The 26068-nt window shown below is 39.7% G+C and carries 17 protein-coding genes; 8 read left to right on the forward strand and 9 right to left on the reverse strand.

What is annotated here, in order from left to right:
* Window positions 1–97 precede the first annotated feature (97 nt).
* Together treZ and glgX are read right to left on the reverse strand one after the other, a co-directional pair.
* Window positions 98–1915 carry a malto-oligosyltrehalose trehalohydrolase gene (gene treZ, locus ACM0OW_RS05160; protein WP_414549181.1) on the reverse strand — a complete coding sequence of 606 codons (1818 nt, stop codon included), beginning with the start codon at window positions 1913–1915 and terminating at the stop codon, window positions 98–100.
* A gap of 105 nt (window positions 1916–2020) precedes the next feature.
* A complete protein-coding gene (gene glgX, locus ACM0OW_RS05165; protein ID WP_414548972.1) occupies window positions 2021–4147 on the reverse strand; it encodes a glycogen debranching protein GlgX in 2127 nt (708 codons plus the stop codon).
* 593 nt (window positions 4148–4740) lie between these two features.
* Between glgX and ACM0OW_RS05170 the strand changes: the two genes are divergently transcribed.
* The 3 genes from ACM0OW_RS05170 (at window position 4741) to ACM0OW_RS05180 (ending at window position 8038) form a co-directional block, all read left to right on the forward strand.
* On the forward strand, window positions 4741–5709 hold the full coding sequence (locus ACM0OW_RS05170; RefSeq protein ID WP_414548973.1) for an SDR family oxidoreductase: 969 nt from the start codon (window positions 4741–4743) through the stop codon (window positions 5707–5709).
* A gap of 28 nt (window positions 5710–5737) precedes the next feature.
* Window positions 5738–6529 carry an alpha/beta fold hydrolase gene (locus ACM0OW_RS05175; protein ID WP_414548974.1) on the forward strand — a complete coding sequence of 264 codons (792 nt, stop codon included), beginning with the start codon at window positions 5738–5740 and terminating at the stop codon, window positions 6527–6529.
* Window positions 6530–6601: 72 nt separating this feature from the next.
* A complete protein-coding gene (locus ACM0OW_RS05180; RefSeq protein ID WP_414548975.1) occupies window positions 6602–8038 on the forward strand; it encodes a hypothetical protein in 1437 nt (478 codons plus the stop codon).
* 165 nt (window positions 8039–8203) lie between these two features.
* Here the strand turns inward: ACM0OW_RS05180 and ACM0OW_RS05185 are convergent, their stop codons facing one another.
* Window positions 8204–10438 carry a tetratricopeptide repeat protein gene (locus ACM0OW_RS05185; protein ID WP_414548976.1) on the reverse strand — a complete coding sequence of 745 codons (2235 nt, stop codon included), beginning with the start codon at window positions 10436–10438 and terminating at the stop codon, window positions 8204–8206.
* 175 nt (window positions 10439–10613) lie between these two features.
* Here ACM0OW_RS05185 and ACM0OW_RS05190 point away from each other — a divergent pair, with 175 nt between their 5' ends.
* The 3 genes from ACM0OW_RS05190 to ACM0OW_RS05200 all read left to right on the forward strand — a co-directional run bounded on the left by ACM0OW_RS05190 (window position 10614) and on the right by ACM0OW_RS05200 (window position 14904).
* Entirely contained in the window at window positions 10614–11564 is a 951-nt protein-coding gene (locus ACM0OW_RS05190) for an ABC transporter ATP-binding protein (RefSeq protein WP_414548977.1), read from the forward strand.
* A 42-nt stretch (window positions 11565–11606) separates the two neighbouring features.
* Window positions 11607–13118, forward strand: a complete 1512-nt coding sequence (locus ACM0OW_RS05195; protein WP_414548978.1) for a hypothetical protein — start codon at window positions 11607–11609, stop codon at window positions 13116–13118.
* A gap of 109 nt (window positions 13119–13227) precedes the next feature.
* Complete coding sequence (locus ACM0OW_RS05200; protein WP_414548979.1) at window positions 13228–14904, forward strand: hypothetical protein; 1677 nt, start codon at window positions 13228–13230, stop codon at window positions 14902–14904.
* A 316-nt stretch (window positions 14905–15220) separates the two neighbouring features.
* Here ACM0OW_RS05200 and ACM0OW_RS05205 read toward each other — a convergent pair whose 3' ends face one another.
* The 3 genes from ACM0OW_RS05205 to ACM0OW_RS05215 all read right to left on the reverse strand — a co-directional run bounded on the left by ACM0OW_RS05205 (window position 15221) and on the right by ACM0OW_RS05215 (window position 19914).
* A complete protein-coding gene (locus tag ACM0OW_RS05205) occupies window positions 15221–16330 on the reverse strand; it encodes a glycosyltransferase family 4 protein (protein ID WP_414548980.1) in 1110 nt (369 codons plus the stop codon).
* A 17-nt stretch (window positions 16331–16347) separates the two neighbouring features.
* Entirely contained in the window at window positions 16348–17154 is an 807-nt protein-coding gene (locus tag ACM0OW_RS05210; RefSeq protein WP_414549182.1) for a PIG-L deacetylase family protein, read from the reverse strand.
* A 543-nt stretch (window positions 17155–17697) separates the two neighbouring features.
* Entirely contained in the window at window positions 17698–19914 is a 2217-nt protein-coding gene (locus ACM0OW_RS05215) for a hypothetical protein (RefSeq protein WP_414548981.1), read from the reverse strand.
* Between the two features lie 696 nt (window positions 19915–20610).
* Here ACM0OW_RS05215 and ACM0OW_RS05220 point away from each other — a divergent pair.
* Both ACM0OW_RS05220 and ACM0OW_RS05225 read left to right on the forward strand, forming a co-directional pair.
* Window positions 20611–21780, forward strand: a complete 1170-nt coding sequence (locus ACM0OW_RS05220; RefSeq protein ID WP_414548982.1) for a glycosyltransferase family 4 protein — start codon at window positions 20611–20613, stop codon at window positions 21778–21780.
* 52 nt (window positions 21781–21832) lie between these two features.
* On the forward strand, window positions 21833–23017 hold the full coding sequence (locus ACM0OW_RS05225; RefSeq protein ID WP_414548983.1) for a glycosyltransferase: 1185 nt from the start codon (window positions 21833–21835) through the stop codon (window positions 23015–23017).
* Here the strand turns inward: ACM0OW_RS05225 and ACM0OW_RS05230 are convergent.
* The 3 genes from ACM0OW_RS05230 to ACM0OW_RS05240 form a co-directional block, all read right to left on the reverse strand.
* Entirely contained in the window at window positions 22975–23346 is a 372-nt protein-coding gene (locus ACM0OW_RS05230; protein ID WP_414548984.1) for a hypothetical protein, read from the reverse strand. The two genes, ACM0OW_RS05225 and ACM0OW_RS05230, sit on opposite strands and share 43 nt — an antisense overlap.
* A gap of 106 nt (window positions 23347–23452) precedes the next feature.
* The gene (locus ACM0OW_RS05235) at window positions 23453–23716 is read right to left on the reverse strand and encodes a hypothetical protein (protein ID WP_414548985.1); all 264 of its coding nucleotides are present in this window, start codon (window positions 23714–23716) and stop codon (window positions 23453–23455) included.
* A 439-nt stretch (window positions 23717–24155) separates the two neighbouring features.
* The gene (locus tag ACM0OW_RS05240) at window positions 24156–25745 is read right to left on the reverse strand and encodes a mechanosensitive ion channel family protein (RefSeq protein WP_414549183.1); all 1590 of its coding nucleotides are present in this window, start codon (window positions 25743–25745) and stop codon (window positions 24156–24158) included.
* Window positions 25746–26068: the final 323 nt, after the last annotated feature.

Below are 26068 nucleotides of genomic sequence, written 5' to 3' on the forward strand. Positions count from 1 at the left end.
TAACCGCCAAGTACGCCAAGTACGCCAAGTGAAAGAAAAAAGGATTTAATTGAGGGGGAAGGAAGGTGCTATGTTTTATTTTTATTTAATCATTTTTTTAATTGTTTTGATAAAGGGTAAAGCTGTTTTTGGGTAGTGTTAATTCTTGATGTGGCTTGGGTTTATCTGGTAATTTTGAACCGCTACCTAACCACTTTGTTTCGGCGGAGTCTAAGGTTTTAACCCAATTATTACCTATAAACTCTTGGTTAAATTTAATATCACTGGTATTAAAGTTCATTGCACAGAATATTTGGTTTTCTTGGCTAGATTTAAACCATGTAATTAGCTTTTTGTCTTCATGACAGCCTATTTGTAAATTTTCTCTTTCGCGTTTCAATAAGGCTGGGTTTTGGTTTCGTATTTGAATCAGTTTTTTGTAGAAAGTCAATAAAATTTGATGTTTCCCTGATTGGCGTTTGTCCCAATTCAGTTTACAATTTTTAAAGGTGTCCGGTGATTCGGGGTCTGGTGGTTCTCCTTGGGAATGAAAGGCAAAAAATTCTTGTTTTCGTCCTTCTCTAACTGCTTTAATTAAATCTGGGTCTGAGTGACTGACAAAATATAGAAAGGGCGATTCTTCGCCATATTCTTCTCCCATAAATAACAGGGGAATGTAGGGAGAAAGTAATACTACGCCAGCAGCTAATTTTAAAGCTTCAAAGTCTACTAATTTGGATAATCTTTCTCCTAAAACTCTGTTACCTATTTGGTCATGATTTTGGCTGGCGACGATAAATTGAGATGGAGAGCGATCGCCTGCATAATTTCCGTGGTATCGTTGGCGATAATGGGAGTATTTCCAGTCGTAAACAAAGCTGTCTTTGTAGGCTTTGGCTAAATGTTCACACTTGCCAAAATCTTCGTAATAACCAGTGCGATCGCCTGTCAATAAACTATATAATGAATGATGAAAATCATCACTCCATTGAGCATCAATTCCATAACCGCCTAATTCAGAAGGGCGAATTACTTTAGGGTCATTTAAATCACTTTCAGCAATTAAATAAAGTTTGCGTCCCTGTTGCTGAGAAAGTGTAGCTACATTTTCAGCGAGTTCTTCTAAAAAGTGTTTAGCACCCAAATCATAAATAGCGTGAATTGCATCTAAGCGTAAAGCATCAATATGAAATTCACCTAACCAGTAAAGTGCATTTTGGATGAAAAATTGACGCACATCATAACTATAAGCATCGTCAAAATTCATAGCACTTCCCCAAGGAGTGCGATAAGTTTCTGTAAAATAAGGGGCGAAGCGACTCGTATAATTACCTTCAGGGCCAAAGTGGTTATAAACCACATCTAAAATTACAGCTATTCCTTGTTGGTGACAAGCATCAACTAATTTCTTTAACTGATTCGGTCTACCATAAGAATTCTGCACAGCAAAGGGATATACACCATCATAACCCCAATTTCGGTCTCCTGGAAATTGCGCCACAGGCATAATTTGAATAGCATTTATTCCTAACTCGCGTAAATCGGGAAGTCTGGGAATAATGGCTGCAAAGGTTCCTTCTGGTGTAAAAGTACCAACGTGCAACTCATACATAATCATAGTTTCTAAGGGAATACCAGACCAATTTGTGTCACTCCAAGGAAAGTCATGATTTATCACTTCGGAAGGACTATGTACATCGATAGGCTGAAAATTCGATGCGGGGTCAGGTCGGGATTCATTACCATTTAATTGATAGAAATAACAGGTTCCTGGTTGAATATCTCTAGCGGTAACTTGCCAATATCCCCCTTGTTTTTGCATGGGTAGTAAGCGCCGATAAGGAGAAACAATTTCTAAAGCGACAGTTTCTAAATGTGGTCCCCAAACGGTAAATTCACAAATACCGTCACCTAAATAATAAGCACCAATTTTCATCATAAAACCTGATACTATTTCCTTGTAAGGAATCGCGCCGAATTTTCTTCCTTCTTCCTTCTTCCTTCTTCCTTTGTGTACTTTGCGGTTAGTTCCTCTTAAACCTCAAGCCAGACGACGAAGCAAAACAAGCGATCGCTCAATTAATGGTACAGTTTGATAACCTGAGACTAACTTTCCTGGTGGGAGGAAACGTGGTTGATTCGTATCAATAATCATCTCCCATCCCCTCTCCTTAAAACCATTGGGTAGAACAAAATTAATCGGTTCGTAATCAGCGTTATAAAATAATAAAAAACTCTCATCAATAATTCGCTCACCATGAGGACCAGGAGTAGCAATTCCTTCGCCATTTAAGAAAATGCCCATAACTTTGGCATAATTAACTAACCACTGCTCATCAGTCATTTCACTACCATCAGCATTGAACCAACTAATATCACCAATACCAAAACCATAAATGGGTTCACCTTGAAACCATTTACGCCGTCGAAAAACTGGATGCTGATGGCGAAAATAAATTAATTCCCGCGTAAAATTTAATAAATCCGCATTTGATGCTTGCAAATCCCAATTTAGCCAGGAAATCTCATTATCTTGGCAATAAGGATTATTATTACCTTTGTGACTAAAGCCTAGTTCATCTCCCCCCAGCAGCATCGGTACACCCTGAGACAACATCAAAGTTGCTAAAAAGTTGCGTCTTTGACGTTCCCGCAAACGCAATATTTCTGGGTCATCAGTTTCCCCTTCTACACCACAATTCCAAGAATTATTGTGATTTTCCCCATCTTGGCTATCTTCTTTGTTCGCCTCGTTGTGCTTTTCGTTATAACTGACCAAATCATTCAGTGTAAAACCATCGTGGGCAGTGATAAAATTAATACTTGCACTCGGACTGCGCCCATTTGTTTGATACAAGTCAGGACTACCCGTAAAAGAGTAAGCAAACTGCCCTAGACTGTGGTCTACACCCCGCCAAAAAGTCCGCACCGTATCCCTGTATCTGCCATTCCACTCAGACCACCGCAGGGGGAAATTCCCGACTTGATAACCGCCATCTCCCACATCCCAAGGTTCAGCAATTAGCTTCACATCTGCTAATACTGGGTCTTGATGAATAATGTCAAAGAAAGCTGCTAGGCTATCTACCTCATATAATTCCCGCGCCAACGCCGAAGCCAAATCAAAACGGAAGCCATCGACGTGCATTTCTGTCACCCAATAACGCAGGCTATCCATGATTAATTTCAGGACTTGGGCGTGGCGCACATTCAAAGAGTTACCACAGCCTGTAAAATCCATGTAGTAGCGGGGGTCATCCTGGACTAGGCGATAGTATACAGAATTATCAATACCTCGTAGTGACAACGTTGGACCTAAATGATTACCTTCACCAGTATGGTTATAAACTACATCTAAAATCACCTCAATACCTGCAAAATGCAGACTTTTAACCATCTGCTTAAATTCTGTGACTTGCTCTCCTAATGTTCCACTGGCGCTATAACTAGAATGGGGTGTGAAATAGTTGATAGAATCGTAACCCCAGTAATTACTTAATCCTTTTTCTACCAAATGCCCCGGATAGCAGAAAAACTGATGTACAGGCATTAATTCCACTGCTGTAATTCCTAGTTGCTGGAGATGTTTAATTACAGACGGATGTGCCAGTCCTGCATAAGTTCCGCGCAATTTTTTGGGAATATCAGGGTGTAGTTTAGTTAAGCCCTTGACATGGGTTTCATAAATAATCGTTTCGTGCCAAGGTTTATATAAAGGTTGGTCATTTTCCCAATCAAAAGATTGATCTACGACAACACACTTTGGCATGATTTGAGCATTATCTAAATTAGAAAAAGCTAAATCTGGTTCAGGATCATCCCAAGCATAACCAAAGATAGCTCGACTATGCTTAATTTCGCCATCAATTGCTTTAGCGTAGGGGTCAATTAGCAGTTTATTGGGGTTAAAACGATGACCATTTGCTGGAGACCAGGGACCATGCACTCGAAAGCCATACCTTTGTCCTGGACTGATTCCTGGGACATAACAGTGCCAAACGAAATTATTTTTTTCACTCAGAGGTAAACGAATTTCGTTATCTTTTGAATCAAATAAACAAAGGTCTACCCCTGTGGCATTTTCTGAAAATAATGCAAAGTTTGTGCCTTTACCGTCCCAATTCGCGCCTAAAGGATATACTTCCCCCGGCCATAGTGCTACATACATAGGTTTTAGTGTGAATAACCAAGTCTGCTAGAGAGTATGTCACTTTTTTAGCAAGCGTTAAAAAACCTCACCCCAACCCTCTCCTTAGTAAGGAGAGGGAGTATGAAACTGAGCTACTCCCGTCTATTGATGAGCTTATGTAGGTGTAGTTAAAGAACAAACAGAATAATGCTAATTTGAATTTAACTCGGAAATAATGCTTTTTATTCCATCAGTAGGAAGAACCATTATTTAATAAGAAGGTGCTAAGAAGTAGATTTATGTAAATTTTTTCAGTATGCAAGATTACCAAACAAATTAACTTAAAAACTTATACGATAAATTCACAGATCCCCGACTCCTTGAAGAAGTCGGGGATCTGAACCTCGCGAGTTATCTAATTTTTAATCTTGCATCTCAAACAAACTGGTATTTACAAGATTTTGCCGGGTGAAATTCTCTAAATAATTAGACAAAAATATTAAATATCTATCTTAAGATTGTCATAAAAATGGCATCAAATTTTGTAATCTTAGTGAGAGTGTTTTTAATCTAAAAGCTGTAAAAAAATAGCTATAAAAAAATAAAAGCTCATGGCTTAAGGAGAAAGGAAGATGCCACGACCGATCAGAAATTCAGTCATCGTCATTACAGGTGCATCATCAGGTATTGGACGTGCCACAGCGCTAGAGTTTGCCAAACAGCGCGCCACCTTGGTGTTAGCAGCACGGAATGAAAAAGCTTTGGAGGAAGTAGCCCAAGAATGCCAACACTTGGGTGCAACGGCTGTAGCTATGCGAACTGATGTCAGTAGAGAGTCAGCAGTTCAAGATTTAGCACGTGCGGCGATCGCTAATTTTGGGAGAATAGATGTATGGGTGAATAATGCCGCCGTCAGTTTATTTGCCCGTTTTGAAGAAGCACCCCCGGATCTTTTCCGTCAAGTTATTGAAACAAATTTATTTGGTTATATCTACGGTGCGCGGGCTGTCCTACCACACTTCCGAGAACAAGGTAGCGGTAACTTAATCAACGTTTCTTCTGTGGTTGGCGCAACTGGTCAAGCATACACCAGCCCTTACACTATCAGTAAATATGCCATTCGTGGTCTATCCGACTCTTTACGGATGGAATTGTATTTAGATAATGCCAAGGATATTCATGTCTGCACAGTCTTACCAGGTTCTATAGATACACCAATTTTTCAACACGCAGCTAATTACACTGGTCGTCAAACTAAGGCAATGTCCCCTGTATATCCCGCCAAACAGGTAGCTGAGGCTATTGTGGGGTTAGTGAATAAACCAGAACGAGAAATTGTTGTTGGTCAATCTGTATACCTGATGCTTTTACAGAAAACCTTAGCACCTGACCTGTTTGAACCGATGATGGCCAAGCAAGTTGACCAGGATCATTTTCAGGATCACAAACCAGCCCCCCTCAGTGATGGTAATGTATTTGAGCCAATGCACGACTATACAGGCATTAGTGGCAATTGGATAGGTACTGGGGGCATAACATCCCAAGATGTTTGGGATATGGCTAGAGACACAGCACAGAAAATTGGTTTACCCCTTTCTTAAAAAAGTGCTGAGTCAGGAAAAATAGATTATGAGTTTACGTAAGGGGAGATTGCAGAGTCAATATACCATGATTGATGGTTTAACGATGCACACGCGAGTGTCAGCCGAACCAGTAGACGCGCCTGTGGTGATTTTGGTGCATGGAGTTGTGGTTTCCAGTAGTTATATGATGCCGACTGCGGAATTACTAGCACCTGACTATCGAGTATATGTACCTGATTTTCCTGGTTACGGTAAAAGCGATAAGCCAAAATACACCTTGGAATTGTCTGAATTAGCAGATAGTTTGTGTAAATGGATGGATGCAGTGGGCATTCAACGCGCCACAATGTTGGGTAATTCCTTCGGTTGTCAGATTATAGTTGAATTTGCTGTCCGTTATGGCGATCGCATCGAAAGAGCAATATTACAAGGGCCAACCATCGACCGTCACGCCCGCACTTTACCGCAGCAGATGTGGCGTTTACTACTCAATTCTCCCCTAGAAGACCCATCCCAAGCTCCCCTTCAAGCTTACGATTACTGGGTAGCGGGATGGCCGCGCCTTGTTCGCACTGTCCAAATAGCACTCTCAGACCGCATCGAAGACAAATTACCGTATATGCACGTACCGACATTAGTTGTACGTGGCAAAGAAGACCCAGTTGTACCGCAGCAGTGGGCGGAGGAAGTAGTGCAGCTTTTGCCAAATGCTCGACTGGTTGTCATTCCCGGTGGTGGACATACCCTAAATTACAGTAGACCCCTAGAATTAACCCGCGTCACTCGCGCCTTTATGGAATCTGAGGACTTCCAAACAAAAAAACACTCAATCACCTAACACAAAAAACCTCTCAAAATCTCTTTCCTCTGTGTCCTCTGCGCCTCTGTGGTTCGTTTCAGGAGAAATTAAATGCAAACGCCCATATATAATCGGATGTTAGCTTCTTTCATGGCACAATTCCGAGTAGCTCCGCCTTACATTGCCGGATTTGACTCTGGTACAGCCATGCTCCGCGCCACTGCCGCTTACTTGCGCGGAGATGATTTTCCGGGAATGGGGACATTGCCGACTGCTCTAGAGCCAATTGCCACGGCTCTGAATAAGTTACCTCGGCAAGCTAAAGAATTAATCTATACAGTTGGTAGCGCCGGGGAATCAATCCCGCCCGGACGATTGGGAGATGTCAGTTCTGAGGTAGTCTCAGAGTGGATGACCAGTGAATATCCCCAAAATGAATATCAGGCCGTAGCCATTGGTTCTGCAAGTGGGGCGCTGGTGCATTTGTGTGCGGCGCTGGGTATGCCTTGGCTACCACAAACTTTTTTGATTCCGGTGCTGTATCCAGAACTGCATCCCGATGAGCCAAAAAAGGCGATGGAGTGGGGTAGACAACAAGCCCAGCCCCTTCTAGATGCTAATCCTGACCTGCAATTACATCATATGTATGACCCCAGTCAAGACCGCTTGACTTTACGGGGGATGACTTATTTTCGAGTCAAATATTTACGTTTGAGTTCAGCTTATAAGCGCTTTTTAGAAAAGAATTTACCCAGAGGCGGGACAATTTTTATTGTAGAGTGTGAACGCACTTGGCGGACAACCCGAATAGGCGATCGCCATTTGTTCCAGTTTGGGGCGTTGGGTGGGGCGACACCAGAGGAATACTTCGATAATAGCGAGCGTGTCGCTCATTACTTAGAAAAATACCAGTCACATCGGCGACATTGGGACGCACCGCTACCAGATGGAATAAGTCCGGAAGCAGAGTGGGGTTTTGAAGCTAGTTTACGGCAAGATGTGGAAAACTTTGCCCGCGATCGCGGTTATCATATCCGGCGAATTATCTTTCAAGAACCAGAACACCTGAGTCCTTTCGTAGCTGAATTTTATCGTTGGTGGTACAAACAACGGGGAATCATTGCTAATCGATTGTTAGTAGAGTCTTTCATTTTACTAGAACCTATGTGGACTTTACGTACTGGCTCAGTCCCATTCTGGATGAAGTTTAACATGGAACCTTCCCTAGATTGGATTAAAAATTATCTGAGCCAAGCAGACATATATGATGAGATTTTCATGATTCTCTTCTCCCACGGCGTGGAATCAGTGGGTTTACCTACCATTACTCAATGGCGCGAAGTCTTCAAATACGCACGCCGACGGGGTGAATTTATCGGCATGGTAGAGGAAGATTTCCCCCGCAATTTCGTAACATTAATTCGTTATTATACCGACCTCAAACGCAATATTTCAGCCCGTTATCCCGTCCCAGGTACACTGAGTTTAGAACGCTTAGACCAGTTTATTCAAGAAACAGGCGATCGCTTCCCCGTACAATGGCAATAATGATAATTTACCCGCAGATGAATACAGATAATTCAGATGATAATTCTATTTTTCCTTCTTTCTTTGTGTACTTTGCGTCCTTTGTGGTTAGTTCCTCTTACAGCATTTTACAAGTAAATCATTATAAATCTTGTTGAGAGTGCAAAGATGCCCGCCCTTGTGTATCTAGCGATAACAAATAAGTTGCTGCATAACTTGATTACGCAGCTTTTTATCCTGAATCACTTCAGTAACACGCACGGCCTGATTATAGTCACCAAGTTGAGCTTTTAGCAAAGCAATTTTTTCCAAAGAACTCGCCCTATCGCTATCATCATCCACCACCGTCACATCTGGGGGAGTACGAAAAGTTAAAACTCGTGACTCAGGATCAGAAATAGTTTTAGCAGATGCAAAAGCTAAATTTAAAACCTCCTTAGCCAAATTAACTTTTTGAGCGCGAATATAAATTTCAGATATAGTTATCAAAGCCTTAGTTTTATTTTCTGGAACTTTAACATTTTGATTAATCACCTGCACAACATTAGTGGCTTCTTTGCCATTTTCAATCATATTTTTAGCTAGTTCTGGCAACTTGTAACTTTGGGATGCTGTCGGCATAGCTTGTACAACCTGCAAAGCAGCAGAATATTGTTTAGCTGCAATTAGAGAGTCTGCTATTGTTTGCAATTTATTTTCACTAGTAGAGTTTTGCTCAATTGCAATAGACTTTATCGCTTCACCAATAAATTTATTGCCCTGCTGCGGATTTTGTAGCTTGAAAAAAGCCTGTGCAACACTTGCCAAACCCACAGCCCTCTGTGAAGGAGCTAATTTTCTCGCCTCGTTAACAGCTTGAGTTAAGATTTTATCTGTTTGTGGAGTTTTGCCAGATACACTAGCAATTAATGCTAAGGTATACACTCGATATGGTAAACTACCAGCATTACTAATTTGCTGAGTAATAGCTAGAGCTTTATCTATTTGTTTATTTTGAGCATAGCCATAAGCCACTTTTTGCAAAAGTTTATTAAGCTGCTCAATTTCAGCTTGATCTAAACTTTGAACAGCTTCTAAAGTTACGTCCATTTTACCTGCTTTAATTGCCGCATCCGCAATTCGTAATAACCAACTTTCTCTGCCGATAAATTCATGTACTTTCGTATGATGCCATAAATCAAAAGCTAATTTGTATTGTTGGTCAGCAATGGCATTTGCTAATATATTCTGTACATATCCTACTGAGTCTAAACCCTCTGGTGTTTGAATTAGGGGAATCATTTCCGTAATAATTTTATCGGCTGTTTGCACCTGTCCAGCTTTACTGTATTCGTTGGCAATAATACCCAGGGTAACTGCTTTTTGTTCAGGAATTTGCAGTTTTTTGGCTGCTGCATAAGCTGCATCTCTCTGCCCTCTTCTGGCATAAAGTTGGATTAACGGTGCTTGAGCATAATTAGCATTACTATCATTACCAGCTACTTGCAGTGCCTCATTAAAAGCTGATGTTGCTAGTTGGTCTTGTCGTTTGTTACTAAAAGCTAGAGCAATTTCTAGCAAACTTTTAGATTTAAACTCAGATGTTTGAATATTTTTTACTTGCTTTTGTGCCGCTTTTAATTGATTTGTCTGAGCTAACTGCTTGACTACCTCAAATAATATCTGGGAACGGGAATATATTTGTGATATTCCTGGAACTATTTGTAAAGCACTTTCAGTTTTACCTAATTGGGCATAGGTAATAGCAATAGGTTCTAATACCCAAGCTTGACGCAGAGGATTTTGAGTTTCAATTCGTCGGGCAAATTGTAGAGACTGATTTAAAATACTTTCTGCCTGGGCTGTTTGTTTAAAAGCCAGATATTCTTGGGCGATGGGAGTTAAGGCTTTAGTTTTAAACTCGTTTCCTTGAATGAATTTACTGGCTACTAATGCTTGTGTCAGCAATGATAAAGACTGTGAGTAATTAGCAAGTCTGGTTAAACTTCTGGTTTTAACGAAACTGTAACCACTATTTAAAGTTTGTGTGAGGCGCGTTGCCGAACTTAATAAATTATTTATTTGTGCTTTCTGGCTAGGTTCTGATTGTTGAACTAATTTTCCTAACAGTGATTCTTCAACCACGTTACTATCTATTAATAAGTTGAGCAAGTTAGTCGTTACTTTGGGATTATTAGCTGTTAGAGCAATTTGGATAGCTTGGGTAATTTGCCCTATTGCTGGCTGATTTATGGCTCTGTTAATTTCCTGTTCAGCATCTGATACAAGTCTAATAATTTGTAGCTCGACATCTTGCTGTTTTCGTTGCTGACACTGGCTGGTTTGGGCTGAGGTTGATGATGAAAAGACTAGATGAACGGGATCTAAGAACAATAACAGTGATAATGTCAACATCGAAAGCTTGGCGTAATAATTATTCATATTAAATCTTTTCAGGTGGTCAAAGGAACTCAAAATTTATGTACAGTCTATTCTGTGGGAATTACGCCCCCAGATTTCCCGAAGAAAATCAGTTTCAATTTCCGCAACAAGACTGACGAATGCTGTATATAAAGGATATGTTAGTATTTTAACAAACAGCCGGACTGTAGCAGCTATGGTCAGAGAATTAGCGATTCGGACTTGTGGATTAACTAAGCAATTTGAACGACACATTGCTGTAAATGAAGTTGACTTAGAAATCCCAGTAGGTGAAGTGTATGGATTAATTGGCCCGAATGGTGCTGGTAAAACAAGTCTGATCCGGATGTTGGCTGCTGCGGAAGAACCAACGATGGGTGAGATTTATATTAATGGCGATCGCTTGCGACTTGACAAGAGTAACTCTAAGATTAAGCGTCTCCTGGGATACTTACCTGATGACTATCCCTTGTATGAAGATTTAACCGTCTGGGATTACTTAGATTATTTTGCGCGGTTGTATCGTTTGCGAGAACCACGGCGCACTCAACGCTTACATCAAGTTTTAGAACTGATCCAACTTGAGAATAAACGTCATAGTCTGATTTCTACCCTATCAAGGGGAATGAAACAGCGTTTGAGTTTAGCCAGAACGATTATTCACGAACCAATTTTACTACTTTTAGATGAGCCTGTTTCTGGGCTTGACCCCATTGCGAGGATGCAGTTTCGGCAAATTATTAAATCATTGCAAGAAGCGGGGATGACAATTTTAATTTCTTCCCATGTTCTCAGTGATTTAGCCGAACTGTGTACTTCTGTCGGAATTATGGAGTTGGGTTTTTTAGTCGAAAGTGCTTCCCTGCAAGAACTTTACAAACGACTTTCTCGCCAACAAATTATTGTATCAACTTTGGGGAATTTAAAATCTCTTGAAAGTGAATTAAAAAATCATCCTTTGGTGAAAGAATGGGAAAAAATCCAGGGTAAAAACAGCTTACGAGTTAACTTTTCAGGGACACAAGAAGATGCTGCTGATTTATTGCGATCGCTCATTATTTCCCAGATTCCCATAACTGATTTTCACTGCACTCAAGAAGACTTAGAAAGCATTTTCTTAAAGTTAGGACACAAACAAGCCTCTTGATAAATTCATAATTTTAATTATTCATTTTTGGAGTCACAAAATATGCTTAATTTAAGTTCTAAAATCAACGAATTAAACCCGCAGTTCTTACGAGAAATTAAAGGACGTTTAAAAACGCGCACCCTTTTCTTAGCAATAATTATATCTTTTATTGCCCAGTTTATTTTTATAGATCAAGCTACGATCAATGATACTGACTTTTATCAAGCAGTTTTTGATTGGGTCAGTTTGATAGCTATTTTTGTCCTCTTAGTCAGTGGAAGTCATGCACTCATAAATGATTTAGCCAATGAAGAAAAACGAGGCACACTAAATTTTATCCGTCTTAGTCCCCAATCATCTCAAAGTATTCTTTTTGGTAAAATGCTAGGGGTTCCTATCTTTTGGTATATTGTCATATTACTGGCAATTCCTTTCCATTTGTGGTTAGGTATAAATGCAAATTTACCCTTGCATCAGATTTTGATTTTTTATGTGATTGTGTTAGCTGCTATTGTTTTCTACTATAGTGGCGCATTACTATTTAGCTTAGTTGGTTCTTGGTTAGGTCGTTCCCAAGCAGGATTATCAAGCGGCTTTCTTATAGTTTTTTTGCTATTGACTCAGAGAGAATTTTATGGTAAAATACCAGGTTTTCTGGTAATCTTGAGGCTAATTAATCCCCAATATTTTATTCCTAATTCTGGCAATAATTTTAGCCTTGTTGGTTTCCGTTGGTTTGGTCTACCATTAGGAAATAATTTTGCTATTGTCGCCGGATTTAGTTTATTAGTTTACTCCATTGGAACTTACTTTATCTGGCAATCTATAGAACGTTGCTATCATGCTCCTCATGCCACAATGTTGAGTAAAAAGCAGAGTTATTTACTAACTACTAGCTTTACAATTATTACATTAGGATGCGTCAACTCTCTAAATAAGGAATCTTTGATCAGTTTAATATTTCTGAACTTTGGGCTATTTCTCTATCTAATTGCTGCACTGACACCAAACCGTCAAACACTACAAGATTGGGCGAGATATCAGCACATTTATAGTGCTAAACATCCAGGAAAACGCAAGTTAATCAAAGATTTAATTTGGGGCGAAAAAAGTCCGGCTGTACTAGCGATCGCTATCAATGCTTTAATTGTTATTACCAGTTTAAGTGTATCGCTTTCTTTGTCATTTAATCATGGACTTGATACACTTAATGCTGTGGTAGCTCTAATTTTCACATTTAGCTTATTGCTGATTTATGCAGCCTTAGCTCAACTAATATTATTCACAAAAAATGAGCAAAGATTATTATGGACTAATACCACCTTGGCTGCTGCAATTTGTTTACCACCAATTGTTTTAGGAATTGTATTTTCTAATACTAGCCACCAATTTATGTGGTTGTTCTCCATAGTTGCACCCGTAGTCATTTTAGATGTTCCTCTAAGTGCAATGGTGGCTTTTGTCGCAATTCTGGGACACGCCAGTATTTTAAGTTTATTACTGTTCCAAACCAAACGCCGATTGCAAAAAGCAGGAGAATCAGCAATAAAGGCACTACTAGCAGAAACTTAGAAACTGATGCAAAAAGCCTCGTCCCTTGGCGTTCTTTGCGTCTTTGCGGTTCGTTTTTGATTATTCATCAGTCAAGCATGATTACTATCTATTATTGGAGTTACCAATTATGCTCAATCTCAAGTCAAAACTAGGCGAATTAAACCCTCAATTCCTCCGAGAAATTAAAGGGCGTTTAAAAACACGCAACATTTTGTTAGCAGTCTTTATATCTTTGCTTGGTCAGTTTATCCTCTTCATGTCTTTCCAAGCACAACTGCCGCCAACCCCGATCAAATTGCCATATAGTAACAAGTATTGTACAGGAATAAGTCAATATAGTTCACCAGAATGTATTTTTGATAATTATAATCATCTAATTATCAACTGGCAATTATGGTATCAAGATATTTTTAGTTTCCTCAGTTTAATGGGAATTTTTTCCATTTTAGTAGGTGGAACTTATTTACTTATCAATGATTTAGCCACCGAAGAAAGGCGAGATACACTCAATTTCATTCGTCTTAGCCCGCAACCACCCCAAAGTATTCTTTTGGGAAAAATGCTTGGTGTTCCTATCATTTTATATGTTGCCATGTTACTGGCAATGCCTCTACATTTTTGGTTAGGCTTGAATGCCAAACTTCCTTTAGCTCAAATTTTGATTTTTTATGTGGTTTTGCTTGCTTCTAGTCTTTTCTACTACAGTGGTGCATTACTATTTGGCTTAATCGCTTCTTGGTTAGGTGGTTTTCAAGCTTGGTTAGGAAGTGGATTTATTTTGGTTTTTCTGCTGTTTACTGAAAAAGGACTAAGATATGATCTTGCAGCTAAAAATCAATTTGTAGTATTAAGGCTGATTAGTCCACAATATTTTATTCCCCATTCTGTAGACAGTTTTGAACTTGCTAATTTTCATTGGTTTGGTTTGCCATTTGGAGATAGCTTTGTGATCACAAGCGGTTTTACTTTAGCAATTTACTTAATTGGAAATTACTTTATCTGGCAATCTCTACAACGTTGCTATCGTGATCCCAACACCACAATGTTGAGTAAGCAGCAGAGTTATTTACTCACTACCAGCTTTACAGCCATTGTTTTAGGATGCGCTACTTGGCCAAATGTAGTTGATAAAAATTATTCCTTATCAAGACTACAGGAGAATTTAGGGATATTAATGTTTTTGTACATGGGACTATTTTTATATCTGATTGCTGCACTGATGCCGAATCGCAAAACACTACAAGATTGGGCTAGATATCGCCACATTTATGCTGCTAAACATTCAGGTAAGCGCAAGTTAATCAAGGATTTGATTCAAGGTGAAAAAAGTCCGGGTGTACTGGCGATCGCCATCAATGCTTTAATTGCTGTTATCGGTATGAGTATATTTGTTTCCGTACAACCGATTCAGGGATTTGACAAAACTTGTGGTTTTACAGCTTTAATTTTCGCCTTTACTTTATTAATGATCTATGCATCTTTAGCCCAACTACTTTTATTCATGAAAAATGGGCAGAGATTATTATGGGCAAATGGCATTGTGGGTGCTGTAATTATCTTGCCACCGATTGTTTTATCTATGTTATTTAACGACCCTGGGAATCAAACTTTTCTGTGGTTGTTTTCTATAGTTGCACCAATTCTGTTTTTAGACCCACCAAGTAATAGTGCATTAGGTGCAATGCTTCCTTTCCTAGCAATTTTAGGACACACTGCAATTTTAGGCTTATTGCTGTTACAAACTAAGCGCCAATTGCAAAAATCTGGAGAATCAGCAACAAAGGCATTATTAGCCGAAAATTAAGAAGTTTATGCCTAACACCACGCTACGCTATCGGCGAATATCATTCCCTACAACCAACAAACAAGTAATGGACTGACACGCCTAAAATAGTGCATTAAACGTAGGTTGGGTTAAGCGTAGCGCAACCCAAAGCTGCCAATAATGTTGGGTTTCCCTTCCTCAACCCAACCTATAATTTTTTGCAACATTTTAAGCTTTCCACAGCAGTAGAGTGCGTTATAGTTTATCCTAGCGCACCCGAAAATATTGATTTTTTTCATAAATCAAACAGGATTTCTATATTTAATTAAAAAGAATTTAATTCTTTTATTCCTTTTTATTTACCAACTAAAACTTCTTGTCTGGCGAGGACTTCCGGGAGACTGTAGTTAGTGGCTAATTCGTCATAAACAGCCAGCGTTTCCGCAGTCACACGCGCAGCGCTGAAACGCTGTAAATTTTCCTGGGCGCGACATTTCCACTTGTGTAGTTGTACGGAATCTCTCAGCAATTGTGTCAAAGCTGTGGCTAAAGTTTGGCTATCTTGGGGTGGAACTAAAATACCAGCTTGACGATTATCTAAAGTTTCCGGAATACCATCTACATCGCTGGCGATAATTGCACATCCTGCTTCCCGCGCCTCTGTCAGCACTAAACCAAAGGATTCGCAATGAGAAGCCAGAACAAAAATATCCGTTGATAGCATATAGCGTTGCGGTTCTGGCTGGAAACCTTCAAAATGAATGCGATCGCGATAAGCAGTCTTTTGCACCATAGCTTCAAACATTAGGCGATCTGGCCCATCTCCAACTAAATATAAATGTACGTGGGGAAACTTTTCAGCAACTTTGATAAAAGCTGCAATTAAATCAATAATTCCTTTCCGAGAATACATCCCGGCCACAGTGGTAATTGCTGGACGCTGTAGGGGTAGTGGTTGGTAATCTTTAATACTGCGATGTCGGGGACTGTTTAATGTCCCGTTGGAGACTACCCGCAGCTTTTCCTTTGGTATCCCACGCTTTACCATTGAGTTAGCTACTGCATGACTAACTGCAATTACCCGATCAGCTAATCCCATGAGTACTGCACTACGCTGAAACTCATTATGTACGGTAGAAACTAATGTGTATTTACAGTGGTTTTTGAACATCCCTGCTATTACTACCCCTGTCATCATGTGTCCATGAACAATATCTGGCTGAAATTCTTGGACAATCTGCTGATAGCGCCAAGCAGCATTGAGAATATTTAGAGGTTCCCTTGTCTGACTTAATCGCCAGTGTCTCACATTATAAGATCCTAATAATATCTCATATTCTCCGCCATCGGAGACTACAGCCACAGTATGACCATATTTACTTTGTAAACAAGCTAAGTCTACTGCCACATTGACAATGCCGTTACCAACATTTTGAACATGGTTAATAATATGTAATATCCGCATAGTTTTCTCCTCAGCCGTTAATCAATGACTTTAAAAAATATTTCATAAGAGTCTAAAAAGCGATTAATAAAGCCACGAGGTAAGTTTTCCATTTGAGATTTATAGGAAGCGATCGCTCGATTTTTCTTTTCTTGAACTGGTGTGATTGAAAACCAGTGCGCGGCTGCTATATCCTGTAATTTGAGTAAAATAAATAGTGGCGCTCTCCAAAATAACCAAATCGGATATTGGAGCAATTCAACTGTGATCTGATTTTGAGCATAGATGCCAAGTAGCTTTTCATCAGACATCGCTGTTTTGACTAATTGATATGTCGCTTCATGATCACTATGACAATCTTTGTGATGAGGAACATATATTTCTTCTGGTTGATAGTATCGAATCAGTGCAGATACCTGAGAAATAGTCTGTTGTCTATCTTCAGGTGTTAAATTTTGCAAACTCCCATCTGGTTTTGCTAAAAAGTGGATTTCTGATGATTTTACCCCTAAGATCGCCAATGCTGTGACTGCCTCTTGTTGGCGAATTTGGACGAGAGTATTTGCAGAATCTGAAAATCCTGCTCCTTGTCCATCTGTCAGAAATACAACTATTACTGGGATTTCCTGTTCACGCTTATGAGCAATCATCCCGCCACAGCCAAAGGTTTCATCATCTTGATGAGGAGAAAACACCATCGCTGATTTTTGATTAAATCCTAAAGGCTGACTTCTCCGAAGTAAAATCCATCGGCACAATAATCTAGAGTGGAGATATTGTAATTGCTCTAACCAGGTATGAGGAAATATTGTCTGTAAATGTTTTAAATGAGTTTTAACTTTCATCATGACTTAATTCCTCATTAAAAAACGAATAATTAAATTGAGTTGCCAAAATTCATCCGCGCAGCAAGTTGTCTCCAAGTTTTTTTGATTCTTGAATCAGAAGTTAAGTTAAACATTATTTGGATGTGGATCTAAATGATGGTATTTTTTGCTTGTTGTATACAGCACTTCCTTCTGCTATGAGGTACACATAGCGGGCAAGATGCCCGCACCACAAGAGTTTTATCATTAATATCTGTACCTCATAACACCGGGAACTGCTGTAACGATAACTTAATTATTACTAAATTCAAATCTCAAAATTTATTTTTTCTGTGAAGAAAGCCTATAAATGTAAAAGAATGTCTTTATTGATAGAATATTATTTTGTTTTTTATGCCTAAAGTAGGTTGTTTTTTTAATATAGGTATATGTTTTTCTCTGCCACAGAGTAAATAAAGAAAAAACCAGACAAACAGAAACCGGGTTGCTAGACGACAGTCAGAAACCCGGTTATAATTATTCAGGTTGTGGTACGTTAGGCTACACCAACAAAAACCAAATTTAAAAGTTCAGGCGATACACAATTACTTTAGCTTTAGCATTTTCTTCTACAAATACGAGATACTCACCATTGTTTCGTCTAAAAGCACGAATTCCATAGGGGATATCAATCCAGCCACTTTCATTTGCAACTTCTGGGCCTGGTTTTAAGTTTTTCACTAAAGCCCCTGTTTTGGCGTTATACATATAGACTTCTGCTGTTTTGACTGTCACGGCGAAAACATAGTCTCCAGCTATACTCATAGCTGCGGTGGAAACTTCGCGTTTACCAGTGGTATCGTGCGGAACTACTATTCGCCAACGGGGTGTTCTATTACCCCGACTCCAATTATCAAAACGCACAATCTCAGATCCCAGAACTTTAGTGTCATCACCAACGGCTGGATGGTCTACTGTAAAGCCTGATAAATACATCGTGTCGGTTTTTGGCAAATACTCAATCCGCCGCAAATCCGTAAATAGGCTGGGGGTTTTTTGCTTTTGCATGGAACTATAGGTGTAGATGGGGTTTCCATGAGTATCTAGTCCCTGCAAAGGATAGTGGCGAATACCTTCTTTGGTTCGCACAGTTTTCCAGACATCCCCTTTAGTGTCTACCCACCATCCCCCGATGTAAGGATAATCTTCGGTACTATCGTATTCACCTTGATCAAATTTACCGTTATTGTTGCGATCGCGCCAAATCCATTCTCCTGATTCTGGTTGCTGCGGTGGCCAATCTCCCTGAATTGATTTTTCTCCACCACCACGAGTCCCCACAAACATTCCCGCCGGAATCGCAATTTTGCCATCTGTGTTGGGATTGAAGCGATAAATTTGGAGAAAGCTTTCATACATATCAGTCAGGAAAACAAAGGGTTTCCCTTGGATGCGGCGCACCCAGGTAGCATCTGGCGATGTATGCAACCGTGGATCTTGGGGATATTTGAAAGGATTTAAGGTGTAGGCTTTGTAAGTCCATTGCTTACCAGCCGGTTTACCATAATCCATTACATATTGTTCTTGTTTGGTGAAGAAATTAACTCCATTCGTCTTGGGGTCAGCATCAGCATTATCAACAAATATTAATCCCAATACTTGCCATAACAGCTTTCCCGATGCGGAAAATTTGCGTAAATCTGTGCCGGAATAATTAAAACCATTACTATTTACATAGACATTACCTGCGGAATCTGCACCAACTCCGGTTAAACCGTAAAATTTCAAATCTTTGACTTCACCCGCAACACCTCCATAAACTCCCCTCTGGCTACCCAAAGTTCCCACCTGAACTGGCGGATTTTTAGTTTGGTAAATCAGTACTTGCTGGCGGGGGCCATTTTCAGCTACCAAAAGTCTGTCTTGCGGATCAACTGCGATCGCGCTGGGTTCTACAATATTAGTAATCTCTTGGGGTAATTTCTTTCCTTCTGGAGAATAAAGCAGAATCTTCGCAGCATTACTGCCATTTTTACGTTGAATAATCCACAGATTACCTTGTTTATCAACAGCTATTCCCCCCGGTCTCGTCACATTAAAGCTGCGTAATTCCTTCATTGTCTCGGTGTTGTAGACACGCAGACGATTAGCAGCAGTATCACTGACATATAACTCGTTTCCCCGCGTTGCTAATCCAGTCACTGCACCTTGATTACTGACAATAATCATACTCTGATCCCAACCACGTCCCTCAGTAAAAGGCGCAGATTTCCCAGATAAGTCATAGCGTCTGACGCAATACCAAGTTGTACCTTTGGCAGGATAATCTTGATCTTTTCTGTCCACAAAACCTTGGCGCATGGCAATGTAAATATATTTACTGTTTGCCGTTACAGCTTGGCCTCCGAGACGACTCCAACCGTGGGTATCACTCAATTTACCAATAACATCACCATCTTTATATATTCCTGCTTCTCTGCCGGCTTCGTCCCAGGCACTATTAGTATAAACTGTGCCATCAGAGGCAACATACATCGCCTCAATATTATTTTGTACCCACTTTTCTCCACCACCAAATGTATTACCAATCCAAGACGTTTGATATGTGGGTTCAAGTGTTCTACTATTAGCCCAATCATTTGAAATTCCAATGGTCGTAAAAACTGTGATTGTAGCTATAATCACTAAAAATTTCGCGGATTTTAACCTCTGAATATTTGTATTTTGAGATAGCCAGTTAATGTGTTGATCAAGCTTTTGGTAAATTTTGCCAAACTGCTGTACTAGTCTATTTCGCATATAATTTTCAGATATTATGATTCTTGGCATTCAGGACGGAGATTAAATCCAAATAATCTCTAAACATGAGGATTTTAAGTCCAAAAGCATACATGGAAATGGGTATATTTTTTACCACGGCTTCAATTGTGTAGAGGCTGAAGTTTCGATTCAACGTTAATGGTCAAATATGAACAATCCGGCAATACTCCCTGATAGATTTTAGATGCTTGCTTTTGCCAGAACTGTCATATTTATTTGCACCCCATGCCAGCTTTTATATTGAGCGACCTTGTTTGTTTATTATTATATATACATCTAATAATCAAGAATTGTTCCTAAAATTTTGATGTTCATCAAATATTTACAAAAAAAATACAAAAATTTTAATTACTTATAATCATTTAAACTTGAAACTAATTTAATGTATTACTATTAACCTTTAATAATTCAAAATTAGTAAATATCAATACAGACACTCAGACTTAATTTACCACAAACTAATTTAACTAATTTTTTACATATAAAAATAGCTTGTGAATTAGTAGCTTTTGGAAATATCTACAGAGTATGACGTGAAAATTACTGATTCTGTCGATAATGAGACGATAGAAGTATTAGCAGCATTACATAAATTTATAGCTGACTTCAAAAACAGTAATTGAGCTTGGTATGAAAAAATATATGCCTGCTGAATATATTATAGGAGCTAAGTAAATGCAAGGTAAAAAAGAACATTTTTATTCACCGTCTGCATCTATTCTCACACTGGGAATAGGCTGGTTTCCCAAAACTCCTGGTGGATTAGAAAGGTATATTTATGAACTAACCCATAGATTAGCTGCTAATCAAGACCAAATAGAACTATGTGGTGTTGGTTTACCAGAAACTGAATCAAATTCGCCAATGAAGCTGACTAACTTGGCTGAACCAGATCAGGCAATTTTGCAACGACTGGTATCTATTCGTGACAAATTTAAAAAAACACGAAATAGCAAACCAGATGCAATTAATCTGCATTTTGCATTATATAGCTTTCCGCTTTTGGATCTTTTACCCAAAGGTGTACCCATAACTTTTAACTTTCATGGCCCTTGGGCTGCTGAAAGTCAGCAAGAAACTGTTAGTAATCAATTGAATCTTTTTCTCAAGCGACGGCTAATAGAACAAAGTACTTATAATCGTTGCGATCGCTTCATTGTTCTCAGTAAAGCATTTGGTAACATTTTACATCAACAGTATCAAATACCTTGGGAGAAAATATATATCATACCTGGGGGAGTGAATGTTAATTGGTTTCAAGCCCACTTATCACGCCAAGTTGCACGCGAAAAGCTAGGCTGGCCGGAAAGTCGCCGCATATTATTTACATCCCGCCGCTTAGTACAGCGAGTTGGGATTGACAAATTACTACAGGCGCTGGTAATTATTAAGCCACAAGTTCCAGATATTTGGCTAGCGATCGCAGGTCGTGGTTATATGCAAGCTACACTACAACAGCAGGTTCAAGAATTAGGTTTAGAAGAGAACGTAAAATTTTTAGGATTTCTACCTGAGAACCAATTACCCCTAGCTTACCAAGCGGCGGAATTAACAGTGATGCCCAGCCAATGTTTTGAAGGGTTTGGATTAGCAGTTATCGAATCTTTAGCTTGTGGTACACCAGTTTTATGTACCCCAATTGGGGGGATGCCAGAAATTTTATCACCATTTTCACCAGATTTAATTACTGATTCTGCCGAAGCCTCGGCGATTGCAGAAAAATTAGCCCAGATACTTTTAGGCAATTTATCAATTCCTTCACGTCAAGCCTGTCGCGAGTATGCAGTTAATAATTTTGATTGGCAACATATAACTCAGCAAGTGCGGCAGGTTCTCTTAGCTTAATGTCACTGGTTTAACAACTTGCTCGTAGAATAGACTACAAAAATTATAATATATGAAAATTCTGTTTTTAGACCAAAGTGGTAAACCTGGTGGCGCGGAATTGTGTTTAATAGATATTGCTAAACCATATCGCGATCGCTCTTTGGTAGGCTTGTTCGCCGATGGTGATTTTAGGAAGTTACTACAACAGCATGATATCCCGGTAGAAATATTAGCAAATCAACCCATTCAGGTCCGCAAACAAAGCAACTTCCTCCAATCTTTAGCCAGTGTAGGACAAATTGCTCCACTCTTAGCAAAGGTGGTACAAACAGCTAAAAAATATGATGTCATCTACGCCAACACTCAAAAAGCCTTAGTGATTGGCGCATTGGCCAGCTTTTTAGCCCGTCGTCCTTTGGTTTATCATTTACATGATATTCTTTCTTCAGAACACTTTAGCCAAACTAATCTGCGAATTGCCGTTACTTTAGCAAATTATTTTGCCTCATTAGTAATTGCTAATTCTCAAGCTAGTCAAACAGCTTTTGTTCAAGCCGGAGGCCAGGAAAAACTTACGGAAATTGTTTATAATGGTTTTGACTCGCAGAATTATCAAACTTCTGAATTTGAAGTTAAAAAAATACGGGAACAGTTAGGGCTAGAAGGGAAATTTGTAGTTGGACACTTTAGCCGACTTGCGCCGTGGAAAGGGCAACATATTTTAATTGCTGCTTTATCTGAATGTCCGCCAGAAGTGACAGTAATTTTAGTTGGTGATGCCCTGTTTGGTGAACAAGATTATGTGCAGCAATTGCATGAACAAGTTGCAAAATTGGGACTGGAAAACCGGGTAAAATTTTTAGGATTTCGGGCAGATGTTCCCCAGTTAATGGCAGCTTGTAACTTGGTAGCACACACCTCAACAGCCCCAGAACCCTTTGGGAGAGTGATTGTTGAAGCGATGCTATGCGGTAAGCCAGTGGTAGCCGCCAAAGCTGGGGGCGCAATAGAATTAGTGGAACACGGTGTTAATGGTTTTCTGGTGACACCAGGAGAAAGTCAAGAGTTGGCACAGGTGATTAATACTTGTGTTGCAGAAACAGAAATGACTGCAAGTATAGCCAATCGTGGTAAAGCGATCGCTTCCGTGCGTTTTGATATAGTAGCCATTAATCAGCAAATTGCGAAACTGTTAAATCAGTTATCAGATGACTACAAACCGACTAATTCACGAGATTCAAAGTCAGTGAGTTGATGCGCGATCGCTAATCTGGCTGATAATTTTGCTACACTGAACTGGTTACGCAGATATTCTAACTGTGCGATTGCATTGGCTTTTTCCCCAGTTAACCGTATCTGAGTATCCATAGCTTTTTGATATTCTGGATTCACTAGCAGAACTTCAAAGCGACGGGCTTTGCGTTGGGCATCATTTTTTAAATCCATATCAAAAGCAGCAGCACGATCCGCGTTACCTTCAAATCGGTCAATCTGCTGTTGTACGGCCATCAACTGAGAATCGATTTCATTCACACGTTGGGCAGCTTGAGCGATCGCAGTGGGATAATTACTTAGTTCTTCCATTGTTAAAAAGTTCTGAGTGCTGAGAAAGAAGAAGAAAGAGAAGAAGGGTAGTAAGAGTAGGGTAAAAGTGCTGAGAGAGAAGAACCCTGCACCTTTGCCTAATTTCTTACGCCACTTCTCGCAATTGTGACGGGATATTTAACTCTGCAAATGGCAGCGAAAGTTGTTCAGATTGAGGCGCAGCAGCTTGTTCTAAAACTTGGACTTCAATATTTACACTCACTAAAAAACTACCAGAGTCAGTACCAACAGCTTCAGCTATTAATTTAGCAATGTCCGGGCGTTTCGCAGTCAGTGGATCACGTAAAATACACCGATCCCATTCATGCTTGGCAGTCGGATTGAGGTTGAGAATATAATGCTTAATCATGGAACTAACCCTTAAATCCATCTTCCAAAACTCTTTTGCAGAGCCGTTTTGTTCTTCACTCGGCTTGGTGAGCGCTATACCTTATTATAGTACAAGTGTTCTATGCTGGCAAGATACTATTTGCTGGTCATTAAGTCTAATTTATTACAGCCCTAGCGAATATAATTCGCGTCTAGTTTGTATAGCCGGGAATTATATTCGCCCAAAACTTTTCAAACATCCTGTAATTCATAATTAAGAGGGTATAAGCCCAATACTGTTAGTTTAAGCAAATTTGTGAGCCAAAAATTCTTGTAGAGACGTTCCATTGAACGTCTCTACATCCCTTAACCGAAAGGTATTGGGTATAAGTCCCCATCCAAATCTAAGATTTAGAAATCAATGGATGAAAAGTACAAATACCCACTAATTGCAACTACGAATTACGAATTACGAATTATCAATTACTCTCAGATTTCCCATTCACTTCCGAGTGTAGTAATTGACCTTCATTTAGCCAAATACCCTGTTGAGGTACAGGAATAGCAAATCCGGCGTGATCAAAGGCGATTTTCAAGCGACGGCGAAACTCTCGTCCCACATCCCACTGCTTCAGGGGTAATGTCTTAATCCAGACACGAATCATCAAACCGCGATCGCCAAAGTTATCTATGCCTAAAACTTCAGGCGGTGCTACTATTAAATTTTTCCAGTGCGAATCTTGATTCATCTCCGCAGCTACCTGTTTCAGCAACTGCAAAGCATCATCAATGTTATTTTGGTAAGCAACCGGAATAGTTAAATCAGCTCGTGACCAACGGCTTGAGAGATTGGCCACAACTTTAATTTCACTATTAGGAATTGTAATCAAACGCCCTTCGGCATCCCGCAACTGAGTTATCCGCAGATTGAGATTTTCTACTAAGCCTCCCACGTCTCCCACAACAATCACATCGCCTAAAGCATACTGGTCTTCAACGATGACCAGAAAACCGTTAATGGCATCTTTAATTAAACTTTGGGAAGCCAGGGATAATGCCACACCAATTAAACCAGCACCTGCTAATAAGGGAATAATATCTATCCCCAAGGCAATCAGGGATAGTAAAACGCCAACTCCCAACCAAATCCCAGTTGTAATACTTTTAGTTACACCAGAAAATGTCGAAACTCGCAGTTCCATCCGTTTATTAGCTTCTGAGTTTACTAAAACACCACTGCTAATCAAAGTAGAAGTGAAGCGATCAATGAGAGCATAGGTGAAACGGATTGCCACATAAATTCCTAATAACACAATCCCCAATCTTAGAGGAATTTGGGCAACCGAAAGAATCCCCACCTGAAACGCTCGCGTATAAGGAAATAGACCCAATATGAAAACAACTCCACCTCCCCAAATTCCGCATTGAGTTAATTGAAAAAGTCTTTTTTTGACTTCTTGAATATCTCTATCTTGCTGTTTATTTAGTTGAGTTGTCAGATGTTGAGCATTATCTGCAATCGGGAGGATGGGGCGTTTTGAATGTTCTTTGGAACGGCGTTGAAAGTAATATACTCCCCCGCTTAATACAATGATTAACAATCCAACGCTACCAGCAATTTTAGCTTGCCTGATTAAAAATGCGGTTGTTCGCTGTCTGGTAGCTCTTCGCAAGGCTCCTTTCAACTGTTCGGTGATTTGAACTGCCGATACAGCAGGCTCTTCTCTTCGCAGTCTGGCATCTTCGCTCGTAACGGTCATCAGGTATTGACCATTAACATAAATTACTGGTAATCCATTTAATGTCCGGGTTTCCACCTGACTTTCTGGTTGAGATGAACTCAAGTAATTTTGGAAGATTTGATTTAAATTCTGTTGGATGTTTCGGGAACGCTCCGCAAAATTGCTTCTTGTGGCTGCTACCTGAAATACTTGGTAGCCGTCCAAATAAATCCACCCGGAAACAATTCTGCTATCTGCATCAGTACTGACACCATTGGGAGATTGTAGAAAAGGTAAAATGGGAAGTTGAGCTGAGGCTTTTGGCATCAAAACAACAGCTATAGCCATTGAACTTGCCATTGTCACCATCACACCTTTACCTAAAATAGCTTGGGGTGATATCCGCCTCATTGGTTTGTGGGAGGCTTGATGAGATACTTGTAAACCTGGCATTTGCTTTGCCGCATTCCGGCTATTACCAAGGCAATTTTCGTCTAATAATGCCTGTTTATGCTCAATAGAAGCAAAATTGGACAACAGGACTCGCTTGGCGATCGCCAAAAATTGCAAGCGCACTTAAATACCTCCTTAAACAAAATTTACCATCCGCTACTTCCAGAGCCATCCTCTAAGACTGGCTGGTGTAAATGTACCTATCTAAAGTAAAGTCT

The sequence above is a fragment of the Anabaena sp. CCY 0017 genome (genome assembly GCF_963920885.1).
Taxonomy (GTDB): Bacteria; Cyanobacteriota; Cyanobacteriia; order Cyanobacteriales; family Nostocaceae; genus Nodularia.

Bases quoted from the DNA above. Each gene is read 5' to 3' on its own strand.
- ACM0OW_RS05200 (WP_414548979.1), top strand. From the start codon at position 13,228: ATGCTCAATCTCAAGTCAAAACTAGGCGAATTAAACCCTCAATTCCTC.
- ACM0OW_RS05180 (WP_414548975.1), top strand. From the start codon at position 6,602: ATGCAAACGCCCATATATAATCGGATGTTAGCTTCTTTCATGGCACAA.
- ACM0OW_RS05170 (WP_414548973.1), top strand. From the start codon at position 4,741: ATGCCACGACCGATCAGAAATTCAGTCATCGTCATTACAGGTGCATCA.
- glgX (WP_414548972.1), bottom strand. From the start codon at position 4,147: ATGTATGTAGCACTATGGCCGGGGGAAGTATATCCTTTAGGCGCGAAT.
- ACM0OW_RS05225 (WP_414548983.1), top strand. From the start codon at position 21,833: ATGAAAATTCTGTTTTTAGACCAAAGTGGTAAACCTGGTGGCGCGGAA.
- ACM0OW_RS05210 (WP_414549182.1), bottom strand. From the start codon at position 17,154: ATGAAAGTTAAAACTCATTTAAAACATTTACAGACAATATTTCCTCAT.
- ACM0OW_RS05215 (WP_414548981.1), bottom strand. From the start codon at position 19,914: ATGCGAAATAGACTAGTACAGCAGTTTGGCAAAATTTACCAAAAGCTT.
- ACM0OW_RS05195 (WP_414548978.1), top strand. From the start codon at position 11,607: ATGCTTAATTTAAGTTCTAAAATCAACGAATTAAACCCGCAGTTCTTA.
- ACM0OW_RS05185 (WP_414548976.1), bottom strand. From the start codon at position 10,438: ATGAATAATTATTACGCCAAGCTTTCGATGTTGACATTATCACTGTTA.
- treZ (WP_414549181.1), bottom strand. From the start codon at position 1,915: ATGAAAATTGGTGCTTATTATTTAGGTGACGGTATTTGTGAATTTACC.
- ACM0OW_RS05240 (WP_414549183.1), bottom strand. From the start codon at position 25,745: ATGGCTATAGCTGTTGTTTTGATGCCAAAAGCCTCAGCTCAACTTCCC.
- ACM0OW_RS05205 (WP_414548980.1), bottom strand. From the start codon at position 16,330: ATGCGGATATTACATATTATTAACCATGTTCAAAATGTTGGTAACGGC.
- ACM0OW_RS05235 (WP_414548985.1), bottom strand. From the start codon at position 23,716: ATGATTAAGCATTATATTCTCAACCTCAATCCGACTGCCAAGCATGAA.
- ACM0OW_RS05230 (WP_414548984.1), bottom strand. From the start codon at position 23,346: ATGGAAGAACTAAGTAATTATCCCACTGCGATCGCTCAAGCTGCCCAA.
- ACM0OW_RS05190 (WP_414548977.1), top strand. From the start codon at position 10,614: ATGGTCAGAGAATTAGCGATTCGGACTTGTGGATTAACTAAGCAATTT.
- ACM0OW_RS05175 (WP_414548974.1), top strand. From the start codon at position 5,738: ATGAGTTTACGTAAGGGGAGATTGCAGAGTCAATATACCATGATTGAT.
- ACM0OW_RS05220 (WP_414548982.1), top strand. From the start codon at position 20,611: ATGCAAGGTAAAAAAGAACATTTTTATTCACCGTCTGCATCTATTCTC.